General features: G+C 38.1%; 22 protein-coding genes. 14 read left to right on the top strand and 8 right to left on the bottom strand.

The annotated features are described in order from the left end of the window. Nucleotides 1-14 precede the first annotated feature (14 nt). Nucleotides 15-1,283, top strand: a complete 1,269-nt coding sequence (locus tag G0028_RS10070) for a GDSL-type esterase/lipase family protein (RefSeq protein WP_180046378.1) — start codon at nucleotides 15-17, stop codon at nucleotides 1,281-1,283. A 95-nt stretch (nucleotides 1,284-1,378) separates the two neighbouring features. Here G0028_RS10070 and G0028_RS21360 read toward each other — a convergent pair whose 3' ends face one another. Further along, nucleotides 1,379-1,495 carry a hypothetical protein gene (locus G0028_RS21360; protein WP_372403037.1) on the bottom strand — a complete coding sequence of 39 codons (117 nt, stop codon included), beginning with the start codon at nucleotides 1,493-1,495 and terminating at the stop codon, nucleotides 1,379-1,381. A gap of 288 nt (nucleotides 1,496-1,783) precedes the next feature. Between G0028_RS21360 and G0028_RS10065 the strand changes: the two genes are divergently transcribed. From G0028_RS10065 to G0028_RS10055, 3 genes are read left to right on the top strand one after another with little or no spacing between them, the layout of a single operon-like run. Then, nucleotides 1,784-2,197: a YeeE/YedE family protein gene (locus G0028_RS10065; RefSeq protein WP_130073462.1), complete on the top strand. Its 414-nt coding sequence runs from the start codon at nucleotides 1,784-1,786 to the stop codon at nucleotides 2,195-2,197. A 2-nt stretch (nucleotides 2,198-2,199) separates the two neighbouring features. Continuing rightward, entirely contained in the window at nucleotides 2,200-2,613 is a 414-nt protein-coding gene (locus tag G0028_RS10060; RefSeq protein WP_130073463.1) for a DUF6691 family protein, read from the top strand. A 1-nt stretch (nucleotide 2,614) separates the two neighbouring features. Next, a complete protein-coding gene (locus G0028_RS10055) occupies nucleotides 2,615-3,484 on the top strand; it encodes an MBL fold metallo-hydrolase (RefSeq protein WP_174492590.1) in 870 nt (289 codons plus the stop codon). A gap of 56 nt (nucleotides 3,485-3,540) precedes the next feature. On the opposite strand, the gene G0028_RS10050 is transcribed toward G0028_RS10055, so the two are convergent. The 4 genes from G0028_RS10050 to G0028_RS10035 form a co-directional block, all read right to left on the bottom strand. Further along, entirely contained in the window at nucleotides 3,541-4,950 is a 1,410-nt protein-coding gene (locus G0028_RS10050; protein WP_180046380.1) for a PLP-dependent aminotransferase family protein, read from the bottom strand. Nucleotides 4,951-4,964: 14 nt separating this feature from the next. After that, on the bottom strand, nucleotides 4,965-5,126 hold the full coding sequence (locus G0028_RS10045) for a hypothetical protein (RefSeq protein WP_165353049.1): 162 nt from the start codon (nucleotides 5,124-5,126) through the stop codon (nucleotides 4,965-4,967). 176 nt (nucleotides 5,127-5,302) lie between these two features. Next, nucleotides 5,303-6,229: an aromatic amino acid DMT transporter YddG gene (gene yddG / locus G0028_RS10040; protein ID WP_180046382.1), complete on the bottom strand. Its 927-nt coding sequence runs from the start codon at nucleotides 6,227-6,229 to the stop codon at nucleotides 5,303-5,305. Nucleotides 6,230-6,477: 248 nt separating this feature from the next. Then, nucleotides 6,478-7,179, bottom strand: a complete 702-nt coding sequence (locus G0028_RS10035) for an IS1-like element ISPa14 family transposase (protein WP_015586042.1) — start codon at nucleotides 7,177-7,179, stop codon at nucleotides 6,478-6,480. Nucleotides 7,180-7,324: 145 nt separating this feature from the next. Here G0028_RS10035 and G0028_RS10030 point away from each other — a divergent pair, with 145 nt between their 5' ends. Then, nucleotides 7,325-8,212: a DMT family transporter gene (locus tag G0028_RS10030; protein ID WP_130073467.1), complete on the top strand. Its 888-nt coding sequence runs from the start codon at nucleotides 7,325-7,327 to the stop codon at nucleotides 8,210-8,212. A 198-nt stretch (nucleotides 8,213-8,410) separates the two neighbouring features. On the opposite strand, the gene G0028_RS10025 is transcribed toward G0028_RS10030, so the two are convergent. Together G0028_RS10025 and G0028_RS10020 are read right to left on the bottom strand one after the other, a co-directional pair. Next, nucleotides 8,411-9,775: an ATP-binding protein gene (locus G0028_RS10025; protein WP_180046792.1), complete on the bottom strand. Its 1,365-nt coding sequence runs from the start codon at nucleotides 9,773-9,775 to the stop codon at nucleotides 8,411-8,413. 11 nt (nucleotides 9,776-9,786) lie between these two features. Beyond that, nucleotides 9,787-10,455 (bottom strand): response regulator transcription factor, encoded by a 669-nt coding sequence (locus tag G0028_RS10020; RefSeq protein WP_130073469.1) that lies wholly within the window; start codon nucleotides 10,453-10,455, stop codon nucleotides 9,787-9,789. Nucleotides 10,456-10,583: 128 nt separating this feature from the next. Between G0028_RS10020 and dsbD the strand changes: the two genes are divergently transcribed. The 3 genes from dsbD to dsbG are packed head-to-tail and all read left to right on the top strand — an operon-like array spanning nucleotide 10,584 to nucleotide 14,137. Beyond that, nucleotides 10,584-12,533, top strand: a complete 1,950-nt coding sequence (dsbD, locus tag G0028_RS10015) for a protein-disulfide reductase DsbD (RefSeq protein ID WP_180046791.1) — start codon at nucleotides 10,584-10,586, stop codon at nucleotides 12,531-12,533. Then, nucleotides 12,530-13,369: a TlpA disulfide reductase family protein gene (locus G0028_RS10010; protein WP_180046789.1), complete on the top strand. Its 840-nt coding sequence runs from the start codon at nucleotides 12,530-12,532 to the stop codon at nucleotides 13,367-13,369. The genes dsbD and G0028_RS10010 overlap by 4 nt, the downstream gene beginning before the upstream one ends. Before the next feature lie 9 nt (nucleotides 13,370-13,378). Continuing rightward, nucleotides 13,379-14,137 (top strand): thiol:disulfide interchange protein DsbG, encoded by a 759-nt coding sequence (gene dsbG / locus G0028_RS10005; protein ID WP_130073472.1) that lies wholly within the window; start codon nucleotides 13,379-13,381, stop codon nucleotides 14,135-14,137. An 85-nt stretch (nucleotides 14,138-14,222) separates the two neighbouring features. Here dsbG and G0028_RS10000 read toward each other — a convergent pair whose 3' ends face one another. Continuing rightward, a complete protein-coding gene (locus G0028_RS10000) occupies nucleotides 14,223-15,104 on the bottom strand; it encodes a LysR family transcriptional regulator (RefSeq protein WP_130073473.1) in 882 nt (293 codons plus the stop codon). A 175-nt stretch (nucleotides 15,105-15,279) separates the two neighbouring features. Between G0028_RS10000 and G0028_RS09995 the strand changes: the two genes are divergently transcribed. The 6 genes from G0028_RS09995 to G0028_RS09970 all read left to right on the top strand — a co-directional run bounded on the left by G0028_RS09995 (nucleotide 15,280) and on the right by G0028_RS09970 (nucleotide 22,542). Then, the gene (locus G0028_RS09995; RefSeq protein ID WP_180046787.1) at nucleotides 15,280-16,797 is read left to right on the top strand and encodes a CoA-acylating methylmalonate-semialdehyde dehydrogenase; all 1,518 of its coding nucleotides are present in this window, start codon (nucleotides 15,280-15,282) and stop codon (nucleotides 16,795-16,797) included. Between the two features lie 38 nt (nucleotides 16,798-16,835). Then, nucleotides 16,836-17,726: a 3-hydroxyisobutyrate dehydrogenase gene (mmsB, locus tag G0028_RS09990; protein ID WP_130073475.1), complete on the top strand. Its 891-nt coding sequence runs from the start codon at nucleotides 16,836-16,838 to the stop codon at nucleotides 17,724-17,726. An 81-nt stretch (nucleotides 17,727-17,807) separates the two neighbouring features. Next, entirely contained in the window at nucleotides 17,808-19,466 is a 1,659-nt protein-coding gene (locus G0028_RS09985) for an AMP-binding protein (RefSeq protein ID WP_180046785.1), read from the top strand. Between the two features lie 90 nt (nucleotides 19,467-19,556). Next, nucleotides 19,557-20,684 (top strand): acyl-CoA dehydrogenase family protein, encoded by a 1,128-nt coding sequence (locus G0028_RS09980; protein WP_174492603.1) that lies wholly within the window; start codon nucleotides 19,557-19,559, stop codon nucleotides 20,682-20,684. A 46-nt stretch (nucleotides 20,685-20,730) separates the two neighbouring features. Beyond that, nucleotides 20,731-21,504, top strand: coding sequence for an enoyl-CoA hydratase (locus tag G0028_RS09975; protein WP_130073478.1), 774 nt, complete (start codon nucleotides 20,731-20,733; stop codon nucleotides 21,502-21,504). 12 nt (nucleotides 21,505-21,516) lie between these two features. Continuing rightward, the gene (locus G0028_RS09970) at nucleotides 21,517-22,542 is read left to right on the top strand and encodes an enoyl-CoA hydratase/isomerase family protein (RefSeq protein WP_180046783.1); all 1,026 of its coding nucleotides are present in this window, start codon (nucleotides 21,517-21,519) and stop codon (nucleotides 22,540-22,542) included. Nucleotides 22,543-22,582 lie beyond the last annotated feature (40 nt).

Raw genomic sequence — 22,582 nt, 5'->3', positions numbered from 1 at the left:
GTTTAGGTACATTCATGACAATGATTAAAAAAGTTTTAAATGTCAGTATTTTAGCAACGCTTGCGATTGGACAAAGTTTTGCAAGCAATTTAAGCAATTTTAATGAACCCAATACGGCCAAGTTAAATGCAGCGATACAAAATCGTGATGTGCATGTTGTGCAATTGGGTGATTCACATACTGCCGCAGATGAAATGACGCATGTTTTACGTCAACAATTACAAAATGCTTTAGGTGATGGTGGCATGGGCTGGGGTATGCCGATGTATTTCTCAGGTCAACGTATGGCACGATTTGGTTATGACAATTCAGGTTGGCGACCTGTTTCAAGCCGCACCCAGCGCAATGATAATTATACTTTAGGTGGTTTAAATGCTGTACCTCAATATGCAGGTGCAACACTCACCATCAAAGCTAAGCAGGTTGAGCAAGTTCAAAAAATTTTAGTCAGTATTCGTCAAGCAGCAAATGATATGCCATTTACAGGGATAGATGCAGACGGAAAAACATTTACCCTCGAAGCACCTGTTAAAAATAACCATTGGCAAACCGTTACTTTTACCGCCAAACTACCGTTTACCATTACAGCACAAAATACTCAAAATTCAGCTTTAGGCGGATGGTGGGCAAAGAACCAAAATGGTTCAGGTGCTGTTGTGTCTGCATTGGGGATCAATGGTGCTGAGTTGTCTTATTGGAACCGTTGGAGTAATGATTGGCAAAATGAGCTGACAGCCGTTGCACCAAATTTAGTGATTTTGGCATACGGCACCAACGAAGCCTATAATGATAATCTGGATGTTGAACAAGCACGTTCTATTTTAGTGGATAAAATTCAAAAGATTAGAGCAAGTTCACCACAAACAGCCGTCATGATTGTGTCTGCACCTGAAAGTTTAAAACGTACAGCAGGTGAATGTGGTAGTCGACCGATCAAATTAAGCGCCGTACAAAGTATGCAGTTGCAAGTCGCTCAGTCGATGCATACTTTGTATTGGGATTGGCAAAAAGCGATGGGGGGAAGTTGCTCAATGAAATCTTGGATTAATCAAGGTTTAGGACGTGCAGACGGCGTACATTTTTCAGCGTCAGGTTATCAGCGTTTAGGACGCACTTTAGCTTCAGACTTGCTCAATCTTTCAGGTGTGAATATTGATACTCGTCCTGCATCAACGACTGAGCCAAATCAGACAAATTCGACACCGCTCACAAATTATGGACAACTTGGCTTTGCACAAATTTGTTTAGAAGGTTCGAGCGAATGTAAAAGCATTGGACGTTAAAATAGACACATAAACCTATAAAATAAACGTAATTGACACGATGTATAAGATTCAATTACGTTATTTTATTCAGGACAATGTCATGCTTACTTTACTTATTTGGAAAGAATAAATTCCCAAATAATATAGCCCAGTGCGAAGCCAAGCAATGAATATGCCGTAATAATAAAAAATACAAAACTTGCTGTATTATGTTTTCTCAAAAAATCCATAGCAACCAGCCTTGAAAAGTTGATCACTTATTGTGGCCGATTCTACTCAAAATAAAAGATATAGAAATACATTAAAAAACTATAACAGACGATGATTTTTGTATCTATTCTATGATTTTATTGATAAATTTTAAGGAAAATAATACATATGTTTAGATTTTTATGCATTAAAACACCTCAAGTTTCAATTTTTTGTCATTCAATAACTATAAAATTACAAATCAAGGGTTGAATAGATATAATAATAATATATTATAAAAACATATAATGTTTATTGAGTGATCAAGTATGCATCCCTATTTAAATGCCTTGCTTGGCGGTGCGCTGTTAGGTATTGCTGTGGTTGGCTATTTATATGTCAACGGTAGAATTGCTGGAATCAGTGGCTTAATTGGACAGCTTTTCAATAAAAAAGGCTTTTTTCAACGTCCTGCAACATGGTTCTTATTGGGTTTATTTGTGACGCCTTTTGTGTATGGTCTATTTTTTAGTCCTGAGATTCAAATCGACGCATCACCCTTAGCCATGATTGTTGCAGGTGTTTTGGTTGGTTTTGGGACACGCTTAGGCTCTGGATGTACCAGTGGGCATGGGATTTGCGGTATGAGTCGTCTGTCTACGCGTTCTATGGTTGCAACGAGTCTATTTATGCTCGCAGGTTTCATCACCGTCTACGTCATGCGTCATTTACTGGGGCTATAAACATGAAAAATATTCTCGCTTTTATTTTTGGTAGCTTATTTTCTATTGGTTTAATGTGGTCAGGCATGGCAAACCCCGAAAATGTGCTGAGCTTTTTAGACTTGTTCGGTGAATGGAATGCAAGCCTCATGTTTGTCATGATTGGTGCAATTTGTGTGGCATTTATTCCATTTCAAAAAGCGATCCGTAAACCTGTAACGCTCTTTCATGAAAAAATTGAATTGCCAACATCAACACAAATTGATAAACGTTTATGTATTGGCGCATTGATTTTTGGTACAGGTTGGGGAATTGCAGGAATTTGTCCAGCACCCGCATTTACTTTAATTGGTTTAGGGTATTATCAAGCCATTTATTTCATTGCCGCGATGTTCTTTGGTGTGTGGTTGTATCGTAAATTTGATGGAGCAAAATAATATGCAAAACATTGTGATACAAGATTTCTTTGATGAAAATACAAATACTTTCAGCTATGTTGTTTCTGATCCCATCACTTCACAATGTGCCATCATCGACAGTGTTCTAGATTATGACTCAGCTTCAGCGAGTACCACTACTACACATGCAGATTTCATTATTGCTTACGTTCAAGCCAATGATTTGAAAGTTCAATGGATTTTAGAGACCCATGTACATGCCGATCATCTGACTGCCTCGCAATATTTAAAAGAAAAATTAGGTGGGCAAGTTGCAATGAGTGAAAAAATCAGTGAAGTACAGAAAACTTTTGCTGACATTTATCATTTTGAAAATACTGCACATTTTAATGTTGCTTTTGATTATTTATTTGAAGCAGGCGAGAAATTTAAAATTGGGCAATTAGAGGCTTATAGCATTGCCACCCCCGGACACACACCTGCATGTTTAAGCTATGTGATTGAAGATTGTGTATTTGTTGGTGATACATTATTTATGCATGACTATGGTACAGCACGTTGTGATTTTCCTAAAGGAAGTGCATCACAACTTTATGATTCCATACAGAAAATATTTGCATTACCTGAACATTTCCGTATATTTTTATGTCATGATTATTTGCCTAAAACACGTACAGAATATCAATGTCAGAGTACGGTGAAAGCACAGAAATTAAAGAATATTCATGTGCATATTGGCATTGAAAAAGCAGATTTTGTGCAGATGCGTGAACAACGTGATGCAACCTTAAGTATGCCCAAGCTGATCTTACCTGCGATTCAAATCAATATGGTGGCAGGGCATTTTCCTAAAGCCGAAAGTAACGGAATCCGTTACTTGAAAATTCCCTTCAATTATTTTAAATCCTAGAATATTCTAGGATTTAGATTTATCTCTTGTGTATCCATGATTTTGTGATTTTTAATCTATTGAATTTTATCTTGGATACGCTCAATTAAACAATCTAAACCATGCTGAATGTCTGTTGTCCATGTAAAAGAACAATTTAAACGCAAATAATGTTGCTGAGAACTCAACATATTAAACAGTTGGCTGGGTGTGACATCTATATTTTGTTGAATAAGATCGTGATAAATATCCATGCTATTCACAAAAATAGGGAGTTTGATCCAAAGGAAAAATCCGCTCGCATAGGAAAAAATTTGACATTGCTCAGGTAAGTTTTTTTCAAGGTAATGAAACATTTGTTTCTTATTTCGTTCTAGGTTGCGTCTTAGTTGACGCAAATGTTTTTCATAATGGTGATGTTGTAAAAACTCAACTAAGGCATTTTGTAGAAGTGAATTGGTTGAAATGGTGCTCATGAGTTGTAAGTGTTGAATTTTATTTGAAAATTTACCTGCATGTACCCAACCTACTCGAAAGTTAGTCCCCAAAGTTTTAGAAAAAGAAGAACAATGTAAAACCCAATTATGCTGATCAAAATGTTTGACTGAAAGTGGCTTTTTTTGACCAAAATACAATTCTTCATAGACATCATCTTCGATCAAATACACTTGATATTGGTGTAAAAGTTCAGCAATTTTTTGCTTGGTTTCATTGTTTGCAGTAAACCCGATCGGGTTATGACTATTGAGCATTAACCAACATACTTTAATCGGGTAGTTTTTTAAAATATGTTCAAATGCATCTAAATCAATGCCCAGACGAGGGTGTTCAGGCACCGTAATGACTTTTAATCCCAATCTTTCAGCGGCTTGCCAAGCGCCGTAAAATATCGTTTCTTGTAAAACAATATAGTCACCGGCTTGTGCAACGGCAGCCAGCGCCAAATTGAGTGCCTCCAAACAACCTGACGTAATGACCAAATCATCGGCTTGAGTCGCAATGCCATGCAGGCTATAGCGCTGTGCAATGATATTTCTCAGCTCAATATTGCCTGGAGGAAAACTATCAACACGCAAATAACTCTGTTTAGCGCGAGAAAGTTGCCCCATAATTTGGGTTAATTTTTGTGAATAGACCAATTCTGATGATGGAAATGCTGAACCTAAACCTAAATTGGTCGAAGGTTGAATTGATTTCAGATATTTAAAAATCAGAGAGTTAATTTCAATTTGATGATTGATTGAGACAATAGTTTGAGAATTTTGTGATTTTTCATTTAAATAATCATTCACAAAATAACCAGATTTTGCTTTTGAATAAATTAACCCTTGTGCTTCTAAGGCTTGATAAGCATTCATCACGGTCATTAAGCTAAAACCCGAACGTTGTACCTGATCCCGTAAGGACGGCAGTTTTTCGTTGGGTTTTAACGTGCCATTTTCAATGAGCTGTCGAAGATGTTGTGCTAACTGGTCAGCTTTATACATAAATTCTCAAAATATTAATTTAAATATGCATGGTCTGCACCGACTGTCAAAATAACACCGATACAAAATAATGCGCAGTAAATAAAAAACCAAATAATCATACGCTTAAATACTTTATCTGAAATAGAGCTGTCTGCGTATTGTGGTACTTTTTTTGAATCATGATCTTGCTTCATCGGTGTGATCTCATTTCAATCTATAAATATAGTATGAAAAAGATGAAAACAAATCACTAGAAACAGAACTGTACTAAAAAAATATAACAGATGAGTCAAATAAAGCGTATCTGTTATATCTACATGTCATTTATACTGAATATTGTTCTACTGTACGATATACCATGTTGGCAAAATTAGAATTGCATTTTAAAGCGTTGAATCCGTGGTTTAATGTGTTCCCAACTCGTTGAAATCCAACAGATCAGTGAACCTAAGGTAACGAGACATACACCGTGCCAAAATTCGATGGATAATGCTGTTTGTAAAATAAGCATGGAAAATAAAGTTGAAAAAATAGGGCTAAAATAAGAAAGTGTGACCAAAAACGTGATATTTCCTTTGATAATACCAATATTCCATGCCGCATAGCCCAAAGCAGTTGCAAAACCAACAGCAAATAAATAGGGAAGCACTGTTAGATCAAGACTTGGCAATGTCTCAAATGGATGTGCCATGAGTAATTTTGTCCATAAAACTACAGTGATCATGATGAAATACAAGGAAATAGGATTATGTCCTTGGCTATATTTTCGGGTGATTACACAATAAATTGCCCATAAAGTCGCGCCGATGAAAGCTAAAATATAACTTAATGGATTTGACATGAAATGCGAGATGAGTAGAGATAACGAAAATTGGTTATTGCCTGTTTGAATCAAGATGATGCCACTCATACTCACCATTAAGCCCAGTACCACAAAAAGGCTAAATTTTAATTCTTTAAAAATGATCAGCATGACTACGGTGAGGCTTGGCCATAAATAATTCACCAAACTAATTTCAATGGCTTGCTGTGGCGTTTGCGCCAGTGCAATCGCATAAGAAAAGCACAACTCGTAGACTAAGAATAATAAAGATGCACAAATCAAATATTTTTTGGGAATGACTCTTAAATTTGGAATTCTAAATATCAGTAATAAGATGACCGCACTTAAACTATACATCAGGGTCACAGCATAATCGGCACCTAATAGACTACTCAGTTTTTTTAATAATCCAACCAAAGAAGACCAAAGCAAAATAGCACTAAAGCCAAGAAGCGTAGCAAGATTTTTTGACATGACAAGACTGCTTTGCCTAGGAAATAGGCTGTTTTAGGGTCAGAAGTGGATGTGCATAGTATAGTGTTTTTTGATTTAATTAGAGGACGGATTTTAAGATTGAAAACGGCTTTTAAATGGTTTATTTGAATGTTTGGTAAAAACTAAACCAAGCAAAATAAACTGACCATGTGATAGGAAAATACGAAAAATTTTAATGCTTGGAAAATAAAGAAAATTTTGGTGGTGTTTCAAAAAGTATGCTGACATTAAATGAAGCCATTATTGATGTAAAAAAAGGTTAAGTCGAAAGCTTTAAAATGGTTTTCAATCTTTTTTGAAAAATTACAACTCCTTCTAAAACCGCGCCTAATTCGATGCCTTATTTTGCAATTATTACCTTCAATACCTACAGTAAAAAATTTACCAATACTTTGCTTGCAGTTTTTAAAAGCAGTTATGAAACTGTCCCAATGATCACTTGCAATTCGGGTGTAGTGAATACCTAATTGTTTAAGCTTTGCCTTCAATCGTTGAACTGTAGCTAAGTCTCTTTTACCCCAAACATAAGCAACAATCTCACCTGTTTCTCGATGGTAGGCGTAAATAAGCCATTGTTTATTATTTTTATTTCCCACAAAAGTCCAAAACTCATCAACTTCAAGAGACTCATAATGACTTTGTTTAGGCTGAATTTGGTAGGTCGATTCGGTTAAAGTACGTAAAACTTTACCGATACTGATTCGCTCAACTTCAGCGATATCTCGTATACCACTACCTCTGACCATCAACTGTAATATTTTTCGAGTAATGCCTGAATGACATCCTAGATAGCTCAGAGCATGGTCACCAATAAACTGACGTTTACAGTCTTTGCACTGATAGTTTTGTTTCCCATCTACTTTGATGCCATTTTTCTTTATACTGTCACTGAGGCAGGTTGGACATTTGATTTCTAGAGTTATTCGCATTTCTCTATTTTATCAAAATTCAACCTGCTTTGTTTCAGCATACTTTTTGAAACACCACCGAAAATTTAACTGTAAAATCATATTTTTTAAATTGAAAGGTGTATATTCAAGCCTGTTTTGAATTTTATGTTTAAAGTTACCGCTTATGACATCATTTTGGATTTTTTTTACAGTTATGGCTGCCTTTATGCAGGCATGGCGCAATGCTTTTCAAAAGCAATTGAGCCTCACGGTTGATGTCTATGGCGTGACTTTAGCACGTTTTATTTTTGGTTTACCGTTTGCGATTGTCTATATTTTTATTTTATATCTACAACAACCTCTAAGCACACACGTTGAATTTACCTCTCGTTATTGGCTATATGTCATCATTGCAGGTATGAGCCAAATTGCTGCCACTGCATTGATGGTAAGGTTATTTAAGCAAAAAAATTATGCGATTGGGGTTGGTTTAGCCAAAAGCGAAGCCATTTTAGCAGCGATGATTGCTGTAGCAGTTTTACATGAAAAGTTAACTGTATTGGGCTGGTTTGGTGTTATGTTGGGGGGAATTGCTGTATTTTTACTGAGTAATGGCAAACAAAAACAAGCGATTTCATTACAAACTTTGACCATAGGTATAGGCAGTGGATTGTGTTTTGCCATTACTTCATTGCTCGTTCGTGAAGCCAGTTTGGAGTTGACGAATTTGCCATACTTACATCGGGCAGCATGGGTATTGCTCAGTATTATTGGTTTTCAGTGTTTGTCTATGTTGTTGTTTTTGATTGTCTTTAGTCGAAAAACATTGCTTGCGATGTGGCAAAAAATTGGACTCACATTTAAAGTGAGTGTCTGTAGTTTTTTAGCTTCTTTGGGGTGGTTTACGGCGATGAGCATGCAATCTGTCGCAATTGTGAAAACATTGGGACAGATTGAAATCTTATTTAGCCTGTTGATTTCAGTGTATTTCTTTAAAGAAAAATTAGCCAAAAAGGAGCATATAGGACTTTTTTTAGTGGTCATTGCTGCAATTTTGGTAATTTGGGCTTAAAATTTTATACTTGAAAATGGCAAATGCCGTCATCAATGATAAAATTTAAATCTTATCCCAAGATATATCCACAGAATTTGTGGATTTATTTTTAATTTAAGTATTTAAAATATAGTTATAAATTATATTTTTGATCAATTATTCATCTGCAATTATTTTGTTTATGATCTGCTGACGATACTGCCAAAATATGACATCTTAATTTTCAATTTTTGAAATCATGACTTTTAAGCCATGAGGTTGATGATGTTGAAAATGGATGGCATAGCCGTTTTTATTTAAAAGCACATTGACTAAAGCTAAGCCTAAGCCATAACCTGTATTTTGTGCAGATTTACGCCAAAAACGTTTGGTTAAGAGTTGTAGTTCTGTATCATTTAAACCGATACCATTATCTTGAATAATCAAGTGATTATTCTGCATGTAAATATCAATCACAGTATAGGATTGGGCATGTAAATAAATATTTTCAAGCAAATTTTTTAAGATAATATGCAAGCTAGAGGCAGGCAATTGTAAGCTTGTCAGTGTGTTCCATTGGATGTGTAAATAGGTGCTTTCAAGCGCATATTTTAGGCTTAATTCTTGAATGACCTGTTTAAGTATGTCTGCAATCAGCGTGTTTTCGTGCGATTGTGTAGGATGTAATTCAGTCTTACTCAGTAACAGTAATTGTTCTAAGAGCTGTTGATAACGTTGAATACTATGATCAGCCTGTTGTAAATTTTGTGCAAGTTTAGACTGCTGTTGACCAGATTGTTGCAGCATCAAGAGACTCAATTGCACGTTGGTTTTGATCGATGTTAAAGGACTACGTAGCTCATGGGCTGCAAAAGCGCTAAAACTTTTTTCATTTTCTAAACTTTCGTGTAAATTGTGAATCAGTTCAATCAGACTGTCGACAAAAGGCTGTATTTCAGTGGGAATATTTTGAGTTTTTAATGCCGATAAATAACTTGCTGCTTCAGATAAACTTTGCTTTTTTTGCGTGACATGTTGTGCAATTTGATCTAAAGGCTGAAATTCCACACGGATAATCCATAAAATTAGAAAAACACATAAAATTAAGGTAAAAATTAAAGGAATGAGCACGGACTTTAAGATTTGAGCTAATAGCGTCGAGCGTAATTGTAATTTTTCAGCAGAAACAACCTGAATCTGTCCCTTTTTCAATGTATAACTGCGCCATTCAGTGCCATGATGTGTCCATGTGCTAAAGCCTGAACTTTGGTTACTCAGGTTATCTGGTGCATCTTGGGTGCGTGCAATCACTTTTTGCGCTGTCGAAATATGTGAACTAAAAAATGAAACTTCACATGCAATTAAGTTGGGATTGGCATTTTCAGCATTTACAGATTCTAAAACATTGGGTAAATCATGCACAGGTAAATGACGAATTAAACGGGCAACCATGTGTGCAGATGCTGACAGACGTTCATCTAAGGTCAGTTGTAATTGTTTTTGTAAATCATAGTATAACCAGCAAAAAACCAGCGACCAAAGTAAAATAAACACCATTAATAAGGTCGACACTAAACGCCATTTTAAGCTATAACTTTTCATGGCTTTGCTTCTCATTGTTCAGTCGGTACTTTTAAAATATAGCCCACACCACGCACGGTCTGAATCAAATCGGGATGGGTTTTTTGTCTTAAATGATGGATATGTACATTAATGGCATTACTTTCAATGCTGTCTTGGAAGCCATAAGTTTTATCAATTAATTGTTCTGTTTTTAATACCTGATTTGGGTAGAGCATAAAAGTTTCAAGTAGGCTATATTCTCGACGTGATAGACTCAAAACTTGTTGTTGATAGTAAGCTTGCTGTGTATCTTGATTAATTTCTAAATCCGCAATACTTAAAACATTTGATGAATAACCACGATGACGCCGTGTTAATGCATGAATACGCGCAATTAGCTCGGTTAAATCAAAAGGCTTGGTCAAGTAATCATCGGCACCTGCATTTAATGCTTCAACACATTGTTGAGTTTGATTACGTGCGGTGAGGACAAGAACGGGGACATGCAATTGATCTGTACGCCAATTTGACAATAACTCAAGACCGTCTTGGTCGGGTAAACCCAAATCCAATAAACATAAATCTACCGCAGTTTTACGAATAAAATAGTCTGCTGCTTGAGCAGTACTGACATGTTCAATTGAAATATTTAAATAATCCAATGCCGCAACAATACTTTGTGCAATAAATGGATCATCCTCGACCAAGACAACAAACATGAAGGTTCCTTTTTATGTAGATAAAATGCCTATAGACCCTAGATTTTACAAAGAAAAACAAGTCTTAATGTTCTCTTAACCCATTTTCGATGATAATGCATTCAGTCACATTATTTAGATTGATAGATATGTTTATCAAAACCTTAACAGGTGTCGTACTGAGCTTAGCTTCGACAGCTATTTTTGCGAATGAGGATTTTTTACCCCCAGATCAAGCGTTTAAATTTCAGGCGCACTCGATTTCACAACAACAAGCTGAACTGAATTGGCAAGTTGCACCACATTATTATTTATATCATGACCAATTTAAAGTCAGTGTAGCGCAAAAAGAGCTTGCACTGAAATTACCACAGGGAAAAGAAAAAGATGACCCCACCTTTGGTAAAACCAATGTGCATTATCATCAAGTGACAACAACCCTTAATGTTAAGCCTAATCAAGAATATCGTGTGCAATGGCAAGGCTGTTCGGAGGATGGGTTATGTTATCCTTTGCAACATACAACAATTCAAACGGATGCATCGGGTTTATTGCCACAACAAAAATTAGCCAAAGTGGGTATAAATCCATCTGCGCCGTTGTTAGAAAATAATACCAGTGAAAATAATCGCTTACTAAAGAATACAGTTGCAGACGATGCTGTGCCGATCAAAGAACAAACAGCTGAATTAGATAAAACAAAAAATATCCCTCCTGAAACAACACTTGTGCAAGAAGATGACTCATCTGCAAGCCAAGTACAAACGATTCAAGCAACATCGAGCAATGCAGCAACACCAATACCTGAGCAACAAAATGAATCACTGCAAAATGAGTTAAACAACGATCAATTTTTCTTAAAACTATTGAATCAGCAAAATATTTTCTTAAATATTTTATTGTTTTTAGCATTAGGAATTTTACTGGCATTTCTGCCGTGTTCTTTACCATTGATTCCTATTTTATCAGGCATTTTAGTACAGCGTAGTAAGGGGTACAAAGCGGCAGCGATTGCCTCAACCTTTGTGATCTGTATGGCTTTGGTCTATGGCTTGATGGGAGTGGTGGTCTCACAGCTCGGTTTCGGTATTCAGCGTTGGTTTCAAAATCCAATATTTATCAGTGTTTTTGCGATTTTATTTGTAGTTTTTGCATTAAATTTATTTGGGCTGTATCAAATTTCTTTACCGCGTGGACTGTTACAACGTTTAGATCAGTTACAACAACGTCAAAAGGGCGGAACCTTAGTCGGTGCAGGTATGATGGGCGCAATTTCCGCACTGATCGTGGGTCCATGTATGAGTGCGCCTTTGGCTGGGGCATTATTGTATGTTTCGCATCTTGAACAGCCTGTCTGGGGGGGCTTTTATCTGTTCTTACTAGGCTTAGGTATTGGTATTCCATTGTTTGTTGCGAGTGTATTTGGTTCGAAATATTTACCTAAGCCTGGATTATGGATGGATCGTTTAAAGTTTAGCTTTGGTTTTGTCATGTTGTTGATGGCAGTTTACTTTGCACGTCCTTTATTACCGTCCATGATCTACTTTGTTTTACTGGCAATTTTACTGTTTGCGATGACGATTTATCTGTTTGCGATCATCCGTCATGTTGTTCAATTACCCTATAAAATCTTGGTGCTAGTGATTGCTTTAGCAACAGCCAGTGCAGGAATTTGGCAAACACGTCAAGCACTTCAACAAATGAATGCTGCGGAAAAATTAGCGCAATTACATCCTTGGATCAAAGTGAGCAATGCACAGCAACTTGAACAAGTATTGGCACAAAATACACAAAAATCCATCATTATAGATGTTTATGCAGATTGGTGTGTGGCATGCCAACCGATTGAAAAAGAAGTTTTTCCTCGTGCAGATGTACAAGCTGCTGTGCAAGATGTGGTACGGATTAAATTGGATTTAACTCATCCTGAAGCTTCACAAGATGCGTTGTTGAAAAAATGGCAAATTTTGGGTCCACCGACCATGATTTTCCTTAATGCACAGCAGCAAGAAATGCGTGATTTACGTTTAACAGGCACATTTACAGCACCACAATTTTTGCAAAAACTTGTTCAGTTAAAGCAAGAGAATACGCAATGATTTCTGCTGAAGCCATTCATTTAGGCCCTTTTATGTTGCCATTTCCACTGCTGTTGGTACTCTTAGGTTTAATTTTGGTCTACATTGTTGGCAAAATTTTACAGAAGAAACAACACTGGTCGGCTGAAACTTGGCAGACTTTTTCTGATTCTTTATGGACGACACTGTGGGTGGGGCTGATTGCAGCACGATTGGTTTTTGTGTTGTTCAATCTAGAGGTGTATTTGGCATCTCCCATCGACATGCTTAAGGTTCAAGACAAAGGCTTCCATTTATATGGTGGTGTAATTGTAGGTATTGTGTGGTTTTTATGGAAAAATCGTGCATTTAAACTTGAAAATAAAGTCATTTTTGTGACTATTTTCACTTTAATTTGTGCGTTCAGTTTGGGCTTAAAACAGTGGCAGAAGCCACACCGTTTTTACCCTAAAATGCAATTTTATAGCCTTGAACAGCAACAAATTCCGTTAAAACAATTTATAGGTAAGCCGACTGTTGTCAATCTTTGGGCGAGTTGGTGTCCACCATGTCATCGTGAGATGCCTGTTTTGGCACAAGCGCAAACTCAATTTAAAAATGTCAATTTTGTCATGCTGAATCAAGGTGAAAATGTGGTGACAATTCAGCAATATTTAAATAAACATCATTTTTCTTTTCAATATGTTTTGATGGATTCGCAAGGTCAACTTGCCAAAGAAATGAAGATGTTTGGTTTGCCAAGTACACTATTTTTTAACTCACAAGGACAATTGATGGATCGTCATATGGGCGAACTGAGTCCTGCCATGCTGCAACAGTATTTAAAGAAAATTTCGAATTCTGATCATTTAAAATAGGTAGAAATTATGCAAAATATTCGTTATTTATCACAAAAAATTGCTTTAACTTTATGTGTATTTGGTAGTGCAAGTACAAGTTTTGCGCTCACGCCATTGCAGCAACAAATTGCAAATGAAGGCTTTGAATTTGTGAAGGAAATTCCTGCACCTACAAATATGACAGGTTGGGCAGGACATAGAGATCAATATCCTGCGACAGTATTCATTTCAAATGATCAAAAATATTATATCGTGGGAGATTTATATAATGCCAAAGGGGAAAATTTATCTGTCGAAGCATTAGAAAAGCATGTCAAAGGCGCTGTTTTAGATGATGTATGGCAGTCATTGGAAAAATCAACGTATATTCAAGATGGTAAGAAAGATGCACCACGTATTGTTTATGTTTTTTCTGACCCGAATTGTCCTTATTGTCATCAGTTTTGGCAAAAGGCACGTCCTTGGGTAAATTCAGGAAAAGTTCAATTACGTCACATTCAAGTGGCTGTGATCCGCAAAGAAAGTCGTGGGCAAGTAGCAACTTTATTAACATCGAAAAATCCTGAGCAAGTTTTTAGCCAACTCAATTTAAAATCAGGTGATCAATCCTTAAAACCAATGCAAAATATTCCTGCTGAAATTGCCAAAAAAATTGATGCTAATCAGGAACTCATGGATAAATATGGTTTCTTTGCAACGCCTGCGGTGATTTGGAAAGACAGTAAAGGTGAATTTAAGTCTGCTCAAGGGATGCCGAAAGACTTAAAAGAAGTTTTTGAACAGTGATGTTAAAATCATCACTTTTTTTAAGTATTTGAAATATAAGACCCTAAGTTTAGGGTCTTATGGAAGTTGTTTAAAAAATAAAAAATTAGTCCATCAATAAATGTTGATATTCATCCGCTTGCGCTCTTAGAAAATCCCAGACCAATTTAATGCGTGGTTCATGTTGTAAATCGACCAAAGTCAGCATCCAAAAAGTATGTACAAAGCGCACTTCATCATGCAAAACTTGTTCAAGTTCAGGCTGATCATTGGCTAAAAATTTGGGCAATATTGCCAATCCTGCGCCTGCGCTGACTGCGATTTGCTGTGCCAAAATACTGCTACTTCTAAAGTTGGCAGCAAGTTGTAATGGTAGCCGTTCTAAACAATATAATTCTGGGCTGTAGACTAAATCATCAATATAATTAACAAAACGATGTTGTTTTAAATCTTCAAGTTTATGAATGGGTTGGGTTTTTGAAAGATAGTCTTTACTGCCATAAATTTTTAAGCAATAGTCGGTCAAACGAGTGATGATATAAGGTCCAGATTTAGGACGGTCAATCGAAATCACAATGTCAGCTTCACGATGTGACAACTTAATCATTTTTGGTACAGGGATTAAATCAATGGTGAGTAAGGGATATTTTTTGGACAATTCTGCCAATAATTTAGCTAAAAATGCAGTGCCAAAACCTTCTGGTGTGCCAATACGCACACGACCTTGTAAAGGTTGATGTGGTTTTTCAATTTGTAAAAAAGCGTGTTCCATTTGCTCTACACGTGGCACAAGTGCTAAACCCTCTATGGTCAGTTCATAACCCGTTGCTTCACGTTTAAATAATGGCGTTCCTAAAGCCAGCTCCAAAGCCTGTATTCTTCGAGAAACGGTACTATGTTCAACACCAATCATACGTGCTGCATTGGTCAGTGTTTTTGCACGTGCCAAGACTAAAAAATATTGTAAATGATCCCAATCCACTTTCATTGTTGCTGTTCTTCCATGTGCATTTTTGCACAACAATCGTGCGTGAATTTCTATTGGTCGTCAAATTTTTCTTTGTTAGTCTCAAATGAAACAGCAATACAGAAAATAAGCTGAATTGAGTTTCAAACTATTTTCAAACAATGAAACAACAAAAAATATTACCTATGGAGAGGTTATGAACAGCATCACAAATATTCAGTCAACGACGGCTAAATTATTAATTAACGGACAGTTTGTAGAATCACAAACTTCGGATTGGCAAGACATTGTTAACCCTGCAACACAGGAAGTGTTAGGTCGTGTGCCGATGGCAACACTGGATGAAGTTGATGCTGCCATTGCTGCTGCCCAAGATGCTTTTAAAACATGGCGTTTAACACCAATTCAAGCACGTATGCGTATCATGTTGAAGTTACAGGACTTGATCCGTGACAACATGAAAGACATTGCAAAAGTATTAACGGCTGAACAAGGCAAAACCTTGGCTGATGCTGAGGGCGATATCCAACGCGGTTTAGAAGTCGTTGAGCATGCATGTTCAATTGGTACGTTGCAAATGGGTGAATATGTCGAAGGTGTTGCACGTGGTGTAGACACGTATACGCTGCAGCAACCACTTGGCGTGTGTGCAGGCATTACACCATTTAATTTTCCTGCGATGATTCCTTTGTGGATGTTCCCAATGGCGATTGTCTGCGGAAATACTTTTGTATTGAAGCCTTCTGAACAAGATCCATTATCGACCATGATGTTGGTTGAGCTTGCCGTACAAGCGGGTGTACCTGCAGGCGTATTAAACGTTGTACACGGCGGTAAAGCAGTGGTTGATCGTTTATGTACCCATCAAGCTATTAAAGCGATTTCTTTTGTTGGTTCAACGGCTGTCGGAACGCATGTATATAACCTTGCAGGACAACATGGTAAACGTGTTCAGTCGATGATGGGCGCAAAAAACCATGTCGTGGTGATGCCTGATGCCAATAAAGAACAAACTTTAAACGCGCTTGTCGGGGCGGCATTTGGTGCGGCAGGTCAACGTTGTATGGCACTTTCTGTTGCAGTGATGGTCGGTGAAAGTAAAAACTGGGTAGATGAACTGGTCGAAAAAGCCAAAACTTTAAAAGTGAATGCAGGACATGAGCCAAATACCGACATTGGTCCAGTGATTTCTCCTCGTGCCAAAGCTCGTGTGATGGACTTAATCAATAGCGGTGTAGAGCAAGGTGCAGAGCTGTTACTCGATGGTCGTGATGTACAAGTTGTGGGCTATGAAAATGGCAACTTTGTTGGTGCGACCATTTTCAATGATGTCAAAACAGATATGCGCATTTATAAAGAAGAAATCTTTGGTCCTGTGCTTGCCATTATCAATGTAGACACTTTAGATGAGGCGATTGAACTGATTAATGCTAATCCATTTGGTAATGGTGTGGGCTTATTTACCCAAAGTGGTGCAACTGCACGTACATTCCAAAATACCATTGATATCGGTCAAGTCGGTATTAATATTCCAATTCCTGTACCTGTGCCATTTTTTAGCTTCACAGGTTCACGTGGTTCAAAACTTGGCGACTTAGGTCCTTATGGTAAGCAAGCGGTACAGTTCTATACACAAACCAAAACCATTACCAGCCGTTGGTTTGAAGACACTCAAGAAAAAGGTGAAGTCAACACCACCATTAACCTACGTTAAAACCTGCGTGTAAATACACAAAATTTAGGAGTTCAAGGATGAATATTGCTTTTATTGGTTTAGGGAATATGGGCGGTAAAATGGCTCAAAACCTCCTCAAATCAGGTTTAACGGTATACGGTTTTGACCTCAGTGAAGTGGCAATTCAGCACTTCACCGAAGCTGGTGGGATTGTGTGTGACAGTCCTCAGGCAGCGGCGCAACATGCTGATGTGGTGATCAGCATGTTACCTGCAGCAAAACATGTAAAAGAGGTGTATTTGGGTGAAAATGGCGTATTGTCCGTGCTTAAAGCAGGTAGCTTATGTATTGATAGTAGTACCATTGACCCACAAACGATCAAAGATATCGCAGAGGTTGGTGCTGAAAAAGGCATTAAAATCTGTGATGCACCTGTGTCAGGCGGTACGATTGGAGCGCAAGCAGGGACATTGACCTTTATGGTCGGTAGCGATGATGCGGTATTTGAACAAGCGAAAACAGTATTGCAGCACATGGGTAAAAACATTGTACATTGTGGTGATGTTGGCGCAGGGCAAATTGCTAAAATCTGTAATAATTTGATTTTAGGCATTTCAATGGCTGCGGTTGCTGAAGGAATGGCATTGGGTGCAAAACTCGGTATTGACCCACAAGCACTTGCAGGTGTCGTGAATAGTTCAAGTGGTCGCTGTTGGAGTTCGGAAGTGTGTAATCCTTGGCCTGATATTTCAGCCAATGCACCTGCGGGTCGTGGCTATACGGATGGTTTTGCTACGCAACTCATGCTGAAAGATTTAGGTTTAGCCATCGAAGCGGCAGGGCAAGTCAAACAACCGATTTTATTAGGTGGTTTGGTGCAACAAATGTATCAACAGTTGTGTTTGCAAGGTAATGCGCACTTAGATTTTTCCAGCATTATTCAGCAATATTTACCACCACAAGCTTAATAGTTGCATGCCAAAGGATGGCATAACGATAAATATTCACTCATGTCATGAATAACAACAAATCTAGACGGAGCTTAAACGATGTTGAATTATCAAGATGTAGCGGCAGCATTTGATTTAAATCAAGCTGCTCAAGAAATGCTTTCGGGTTCATTAGATCAAGTTAATGCTTGCTATGAATGCTGTGACCGTCATGCAGAAGCAGATGCGAATAAAGTCGCATTATATTGGCAAGGAAAAGATGGGCGCAAAGAACAATATACCTTTAGCCAATTGAAAACATGGTCAAGCCAATTTGCCAATTTTTTAAAATCGCAAGGTATACAAAAAGGTGATCGAGTTTCGGGATTATTACCCCGAACACCTGAACTTTTAGTGGTGATTTTAGGGACTTGGCGCATTGGGGCAGTGTATCAACCGTTATTCACCGCTTTTGGACCGAAGGCGATTGAGCATCGTGTGCAGTTAGCACAAAGTAAATTGGTAATTTCCGATGTGGGAAATCGTAGCAAACTGGATGAAATTGCTCATTGCCCACAAATCGTGACAGTGGCAGATCGTGACGGTCATGGGGTTGAACAAAGTGATTTAAACTTTTGGGATGTGGTCAATGCACAATCTGATCAATGTGAATTGGTCATGCAAACGATTCAAGACCCATTTTTACTCATGTTTACTTCGGGTACGACAGGTCCTGCAAAACCGTTAGAAGTACCATTAAAAGCTTTAATCGCTTTTGGCAACTACATGAAAGATGCGATTGGTTTAAAAGCAGATGATTCATTTTGGAATATTGCTGACCCCGGTTGGGCGTATGGTTTGTACTATGGCATCACAGGACCATTACTGTTAGGTCATGCGACTTTATTCTACGAAGGTGGTTTTAGTATCGACAGCTTGTGTCAGATTGTTGATGATTACCAAGTGACCAATTTGGCAGGTGCGCCAACAGCCTACCGTATGATGATGGCGGCTGATCCTCAGCAAATGGCAAAACTCAAAGGTAAATTCCGCGTGGTCAGTAGCGCAGGTGAGCCATTAAATCCAGAAGTGTTTAGATGGTTTAAACAAGTTCTAGATGCCCCAATTTTTGACCACTATGGGCAAACTGAAACAGGCATGGTGGTCTGTAATCATCATGCACTCAGTCATGATGTTCGAGCAGGTGTCGCAGGCTATGCAAGTCCAGGGTATCGGGTGGCGGTTGTAGATGAGCAAGGCAATGAGCTGCCGACAGATACACCGGGAATCCTTGCAGTGGATATCGAACAATCCCCAATGATGTGGTTTGGTGGCTATAAAGAAAGCCGTAAGTCTCCATTTTTAAAGCATTATTATTTAACTGGAGACACCGCAGAATTACATGCAGATGGCAGTATGAGTTTTGTTGGACGTAGTGATGATGTCATTACAACGTCAGGCTATCGTATTGGTCCTTTTGATGTAGAAAGCGCTTTGCTTGAGCATGATGCGGTGATTGAAGCTGCTGTGGTGGGTGTGCCTGATCCTGAGCGAACTGAAATTGTGAAAGCTTTCGTGATTTTGGCAGAAGGCAAAACAGCATGTGATGAACTTGCAGAACAACTTGGACAATTTGTCAAAAAACGTTTATCTGCACATGCTTATCCACGTCAAGTCGAATTTGTTCAGGAATTACCAAAAACCCCAAGTGGTAAAATTCAACGTTTTTTACTGCGTAATCAAGAGATTGCCAAACAAACGGCAAAGCAAGCAGGTTAATCAATATAAGACTTTCATCGAGTATTCAGCGTAAAAAATAATGTGTTAAAACTTGATGAAAGTTAAGGAATTTTTGTAAAGGAAAACAAGATGCAATTTACCGAAGAACAATTGTTAATTCAGGATATGGCGAGAAATTTCGCACAAGAGCAAATTAAGCCAAATGCAGCAGATTGGGATCGTCATGGCACATTTCCAAAAGATGCATTGTCACAAATGGGACAATTGGGCTTTTTAGGTATGTTGATCTCTGATGAATGGGGCGGCTCAGCAACTGGAAATTTAGCCTATGTTTTAGCGCTAGAAGAAATTGCCGCAGCAGATGGCGCAACCTCAACCATTATGAGCGTACATAACTCTGTCGGTTGTGTACCCATTGCCAAATTTGGCACAGATGAGCAAAAAGAAAAATATTTAAAACCTTTGGCACAAGGTGAAATGATCGGCGCTTTTGCTTTGACCGAACCGCATACTGGTTCAGATGCTGCTGCGATTAAAACCCGTGCAGTTAAAGACGGTGATCACTGGGTGATTAATGGCGCAAAACAATTTATTACTTCAGGTCATAACGCAGGCGTGATTATTGTTTTTGCTGTGACAGATCCAAGTGCAGGAAAAAAAGGCATCAGTGCTTTCATCGTCCCGCGTGAAACAGCAGGTTATGAGGTGATTCGCACGGAAGAAAAATTGGGCTTACATGCGTCTGATACCTGTCAAATTGCGCTGACCGATGTACGCGTTCATGAAAGTTTGATGTTAGGTAAAGAAGGTGAAGGTTTAAAAATCGCCTTGTCAAATCTTGAAGGTGGGCGCATCGGGATTGCAGCACAAGCGGTGGGTTTGGCACGTGCCGCACTTGAAGAAGCAACGCAATACGCCAAAGACCGAATCACTTTTGGAAAACCTATTTTTGAGCATCAAGCGGTGGCATTTCGTTTAGCTAGTATGGCAACGGAAATTGAAGCAGCACGTCAGTTGGTACATCATGCAGCACGCTTAAAAGAAGCAGGACAGCCATGCTTAAATGAAGCTTCGATGGCAAAGTTGTTTTCTTCGGAAATGGTGGAGCGTGTTTGCTCAGCAGCGCTGCAAATTCATGGTGGATATGGCTATCTCAAAGACTTCCCTATCGAGCGAATTTACCGTGATGCGCGTATTTGTCAGATTTATGAAGGTACGAGCGATATTCAACGTTTGGTGATTGCACGTAGTTTATAAAGTATTTAAAAAATAAGAGATTAGATTCAAAATCAAGGAATGAAAAATGCAGTTTGAAACGATTTTATTAGAAAAGAAAAATGGTGTAGGTTTAATCACGTTAAACCGTCCAAAAGCACTCAATGCGTTAAATACTGAACTCATTCGTGAAGTCAATTTAGCACTGGATGATCTAGAACAAGACCGTGAAATTGGGTGTATCGTCCTTGCAGGCTCAGAAAAAGCGTTTGCTGCGGGTGCAGATATTAAAGAAATGGCAAATTTAACATTCCCCAATATTTATTTTGATGATTTCTTTAATTTGGCTGATCGTATCGCACAACGTCGTAAGCCATTGATTGCTGCGGTGAGTGGCTATGCCTTAGGGGGTGGCTGTGAATTGGCATTGATGTGTGATTTTATTTACTGCGCAGATAATGCCAAGTTTGCCTTACCTGAAGTCACCTTGGGTGTTATTCCTGGGATCGGGGGGACACAACGTTTGACACTTGCAATTGGCAAAGCGAAAACTATGGAAATGTGCTTAACCGCACGTCAAATGGGCGCAATAGAAGCAGAGCAAAGTGGATTAGTGGCGCGTGTTTTTGCAAAAGAACAGTTATTGCAAGAAACTTTGCAAGCGGCTGAGAAAATTGCTGAAAAATCACTTGTAGCCACCATGATGATCAAAGAATCGATTAACCGTGCTTTTGAAGTTAGTTTGGCTGAAGGTTTACGTTTCGAACGCCGTACTTTCCATTCTATTTTCGCTACTCTCGACCAAAAAGAAGGCATGCAAGCCTTTGTTGAAAAACGTCAAGCGCAGTTTAAAAATCAATAAGAGAATGCTGACATGAATACAGAAAATCACTTAATTATTGAACAACAAGGTGCATTGGGCATGATCACTTTAGATCGTGTACCGAGTTTAAATGCTTTATCTTTAGAGATGATCAATGGCATTCGCAGCCAAGTTGAATATTGGCAAAATGAAGATAGTGTGCAAGCCATTTTAATTAAGTCAAATAGCCCTAAAGCCTTTTGTGCAGGTGGTGATATTCGCTATCTTTATGATAGTTATAAAAATGGTACTAAAGACCATAAAGCTTATTTTAGTGCCGAATATGACATGCTAAATAGCATTCGAGCATCAAAAAAGCCTGTTATTGTTTTACTTGATGGCTATGTTTTGGGTGGCGGTTTTGGTTTGGCTCAAGCATGTCATATCATTGTCAGTAGCGAAAAATCACGTTTTGCCATGCCTGAAACGGCAATAGGCTTTTTCCCTGATGTGGCGGCAACACACTTCTTATCTCGCTTAGATGATATTGGTGTTTATTTGGCAACGACGGGTGATCAAATTAGCAGTAGTGATGCCTTATATTTAGATTTGATTGATTATCATGTGCCAAGCGAGCAACTTGAAGCTTTACAACAAGCTTTAGTTCAAGCTGAACATTTAACGAAAGAAAATATTGGTCAAATGATTACGAAGTTTATTACCCATCCAACACAGAGCGAATTAAGCTTGTTGGCTGAAAATATTCGTAAGCATTTTGGTTTTGAAAGTCTAGCAGAAATTGAAAATAGTCTGGAAAATGAGACTGATACAGAATATCAAGCATGGGCAAGTAAAGTGCTGAATACTTTGCAGCAACGTTCCTTAATTGCTAAACAAGCGAGTTTAAAGTTGCAACATCTTGGACGGAGTTTGTCTCTACAGCAGTGTATGCAAATCGAGCGTGATTTACAGGATATTTGGTTCGAACATGGCGATATTGTTGAAGGTGTTCGTGCTTTGATTGTTGATAAAGACAAACAACCAAAATGGCAACAAAGTAATCCGACACTGGATAAAATTTTAGCTGAGCTGGGTTAATGTCTGTAAAACCGAGTTGATCTAACTCGGTTTTTTATTT

The sequence above is a fragment of the Acinetobacter piscicola genome (assembly GCF_015218165.1).
GTDB lineage: Bacteria > Pseudomonadota > Gammaproteobacteria > Pseudomonadales > Moraxellaceae > Acinetobacter > Acinetobacter piscicola_A.
The sequence above is the reverse complement of the archived record's forward strand: the minus strand, read 5'-3'. Positions and strand labels throughout refer to the sequence as shown.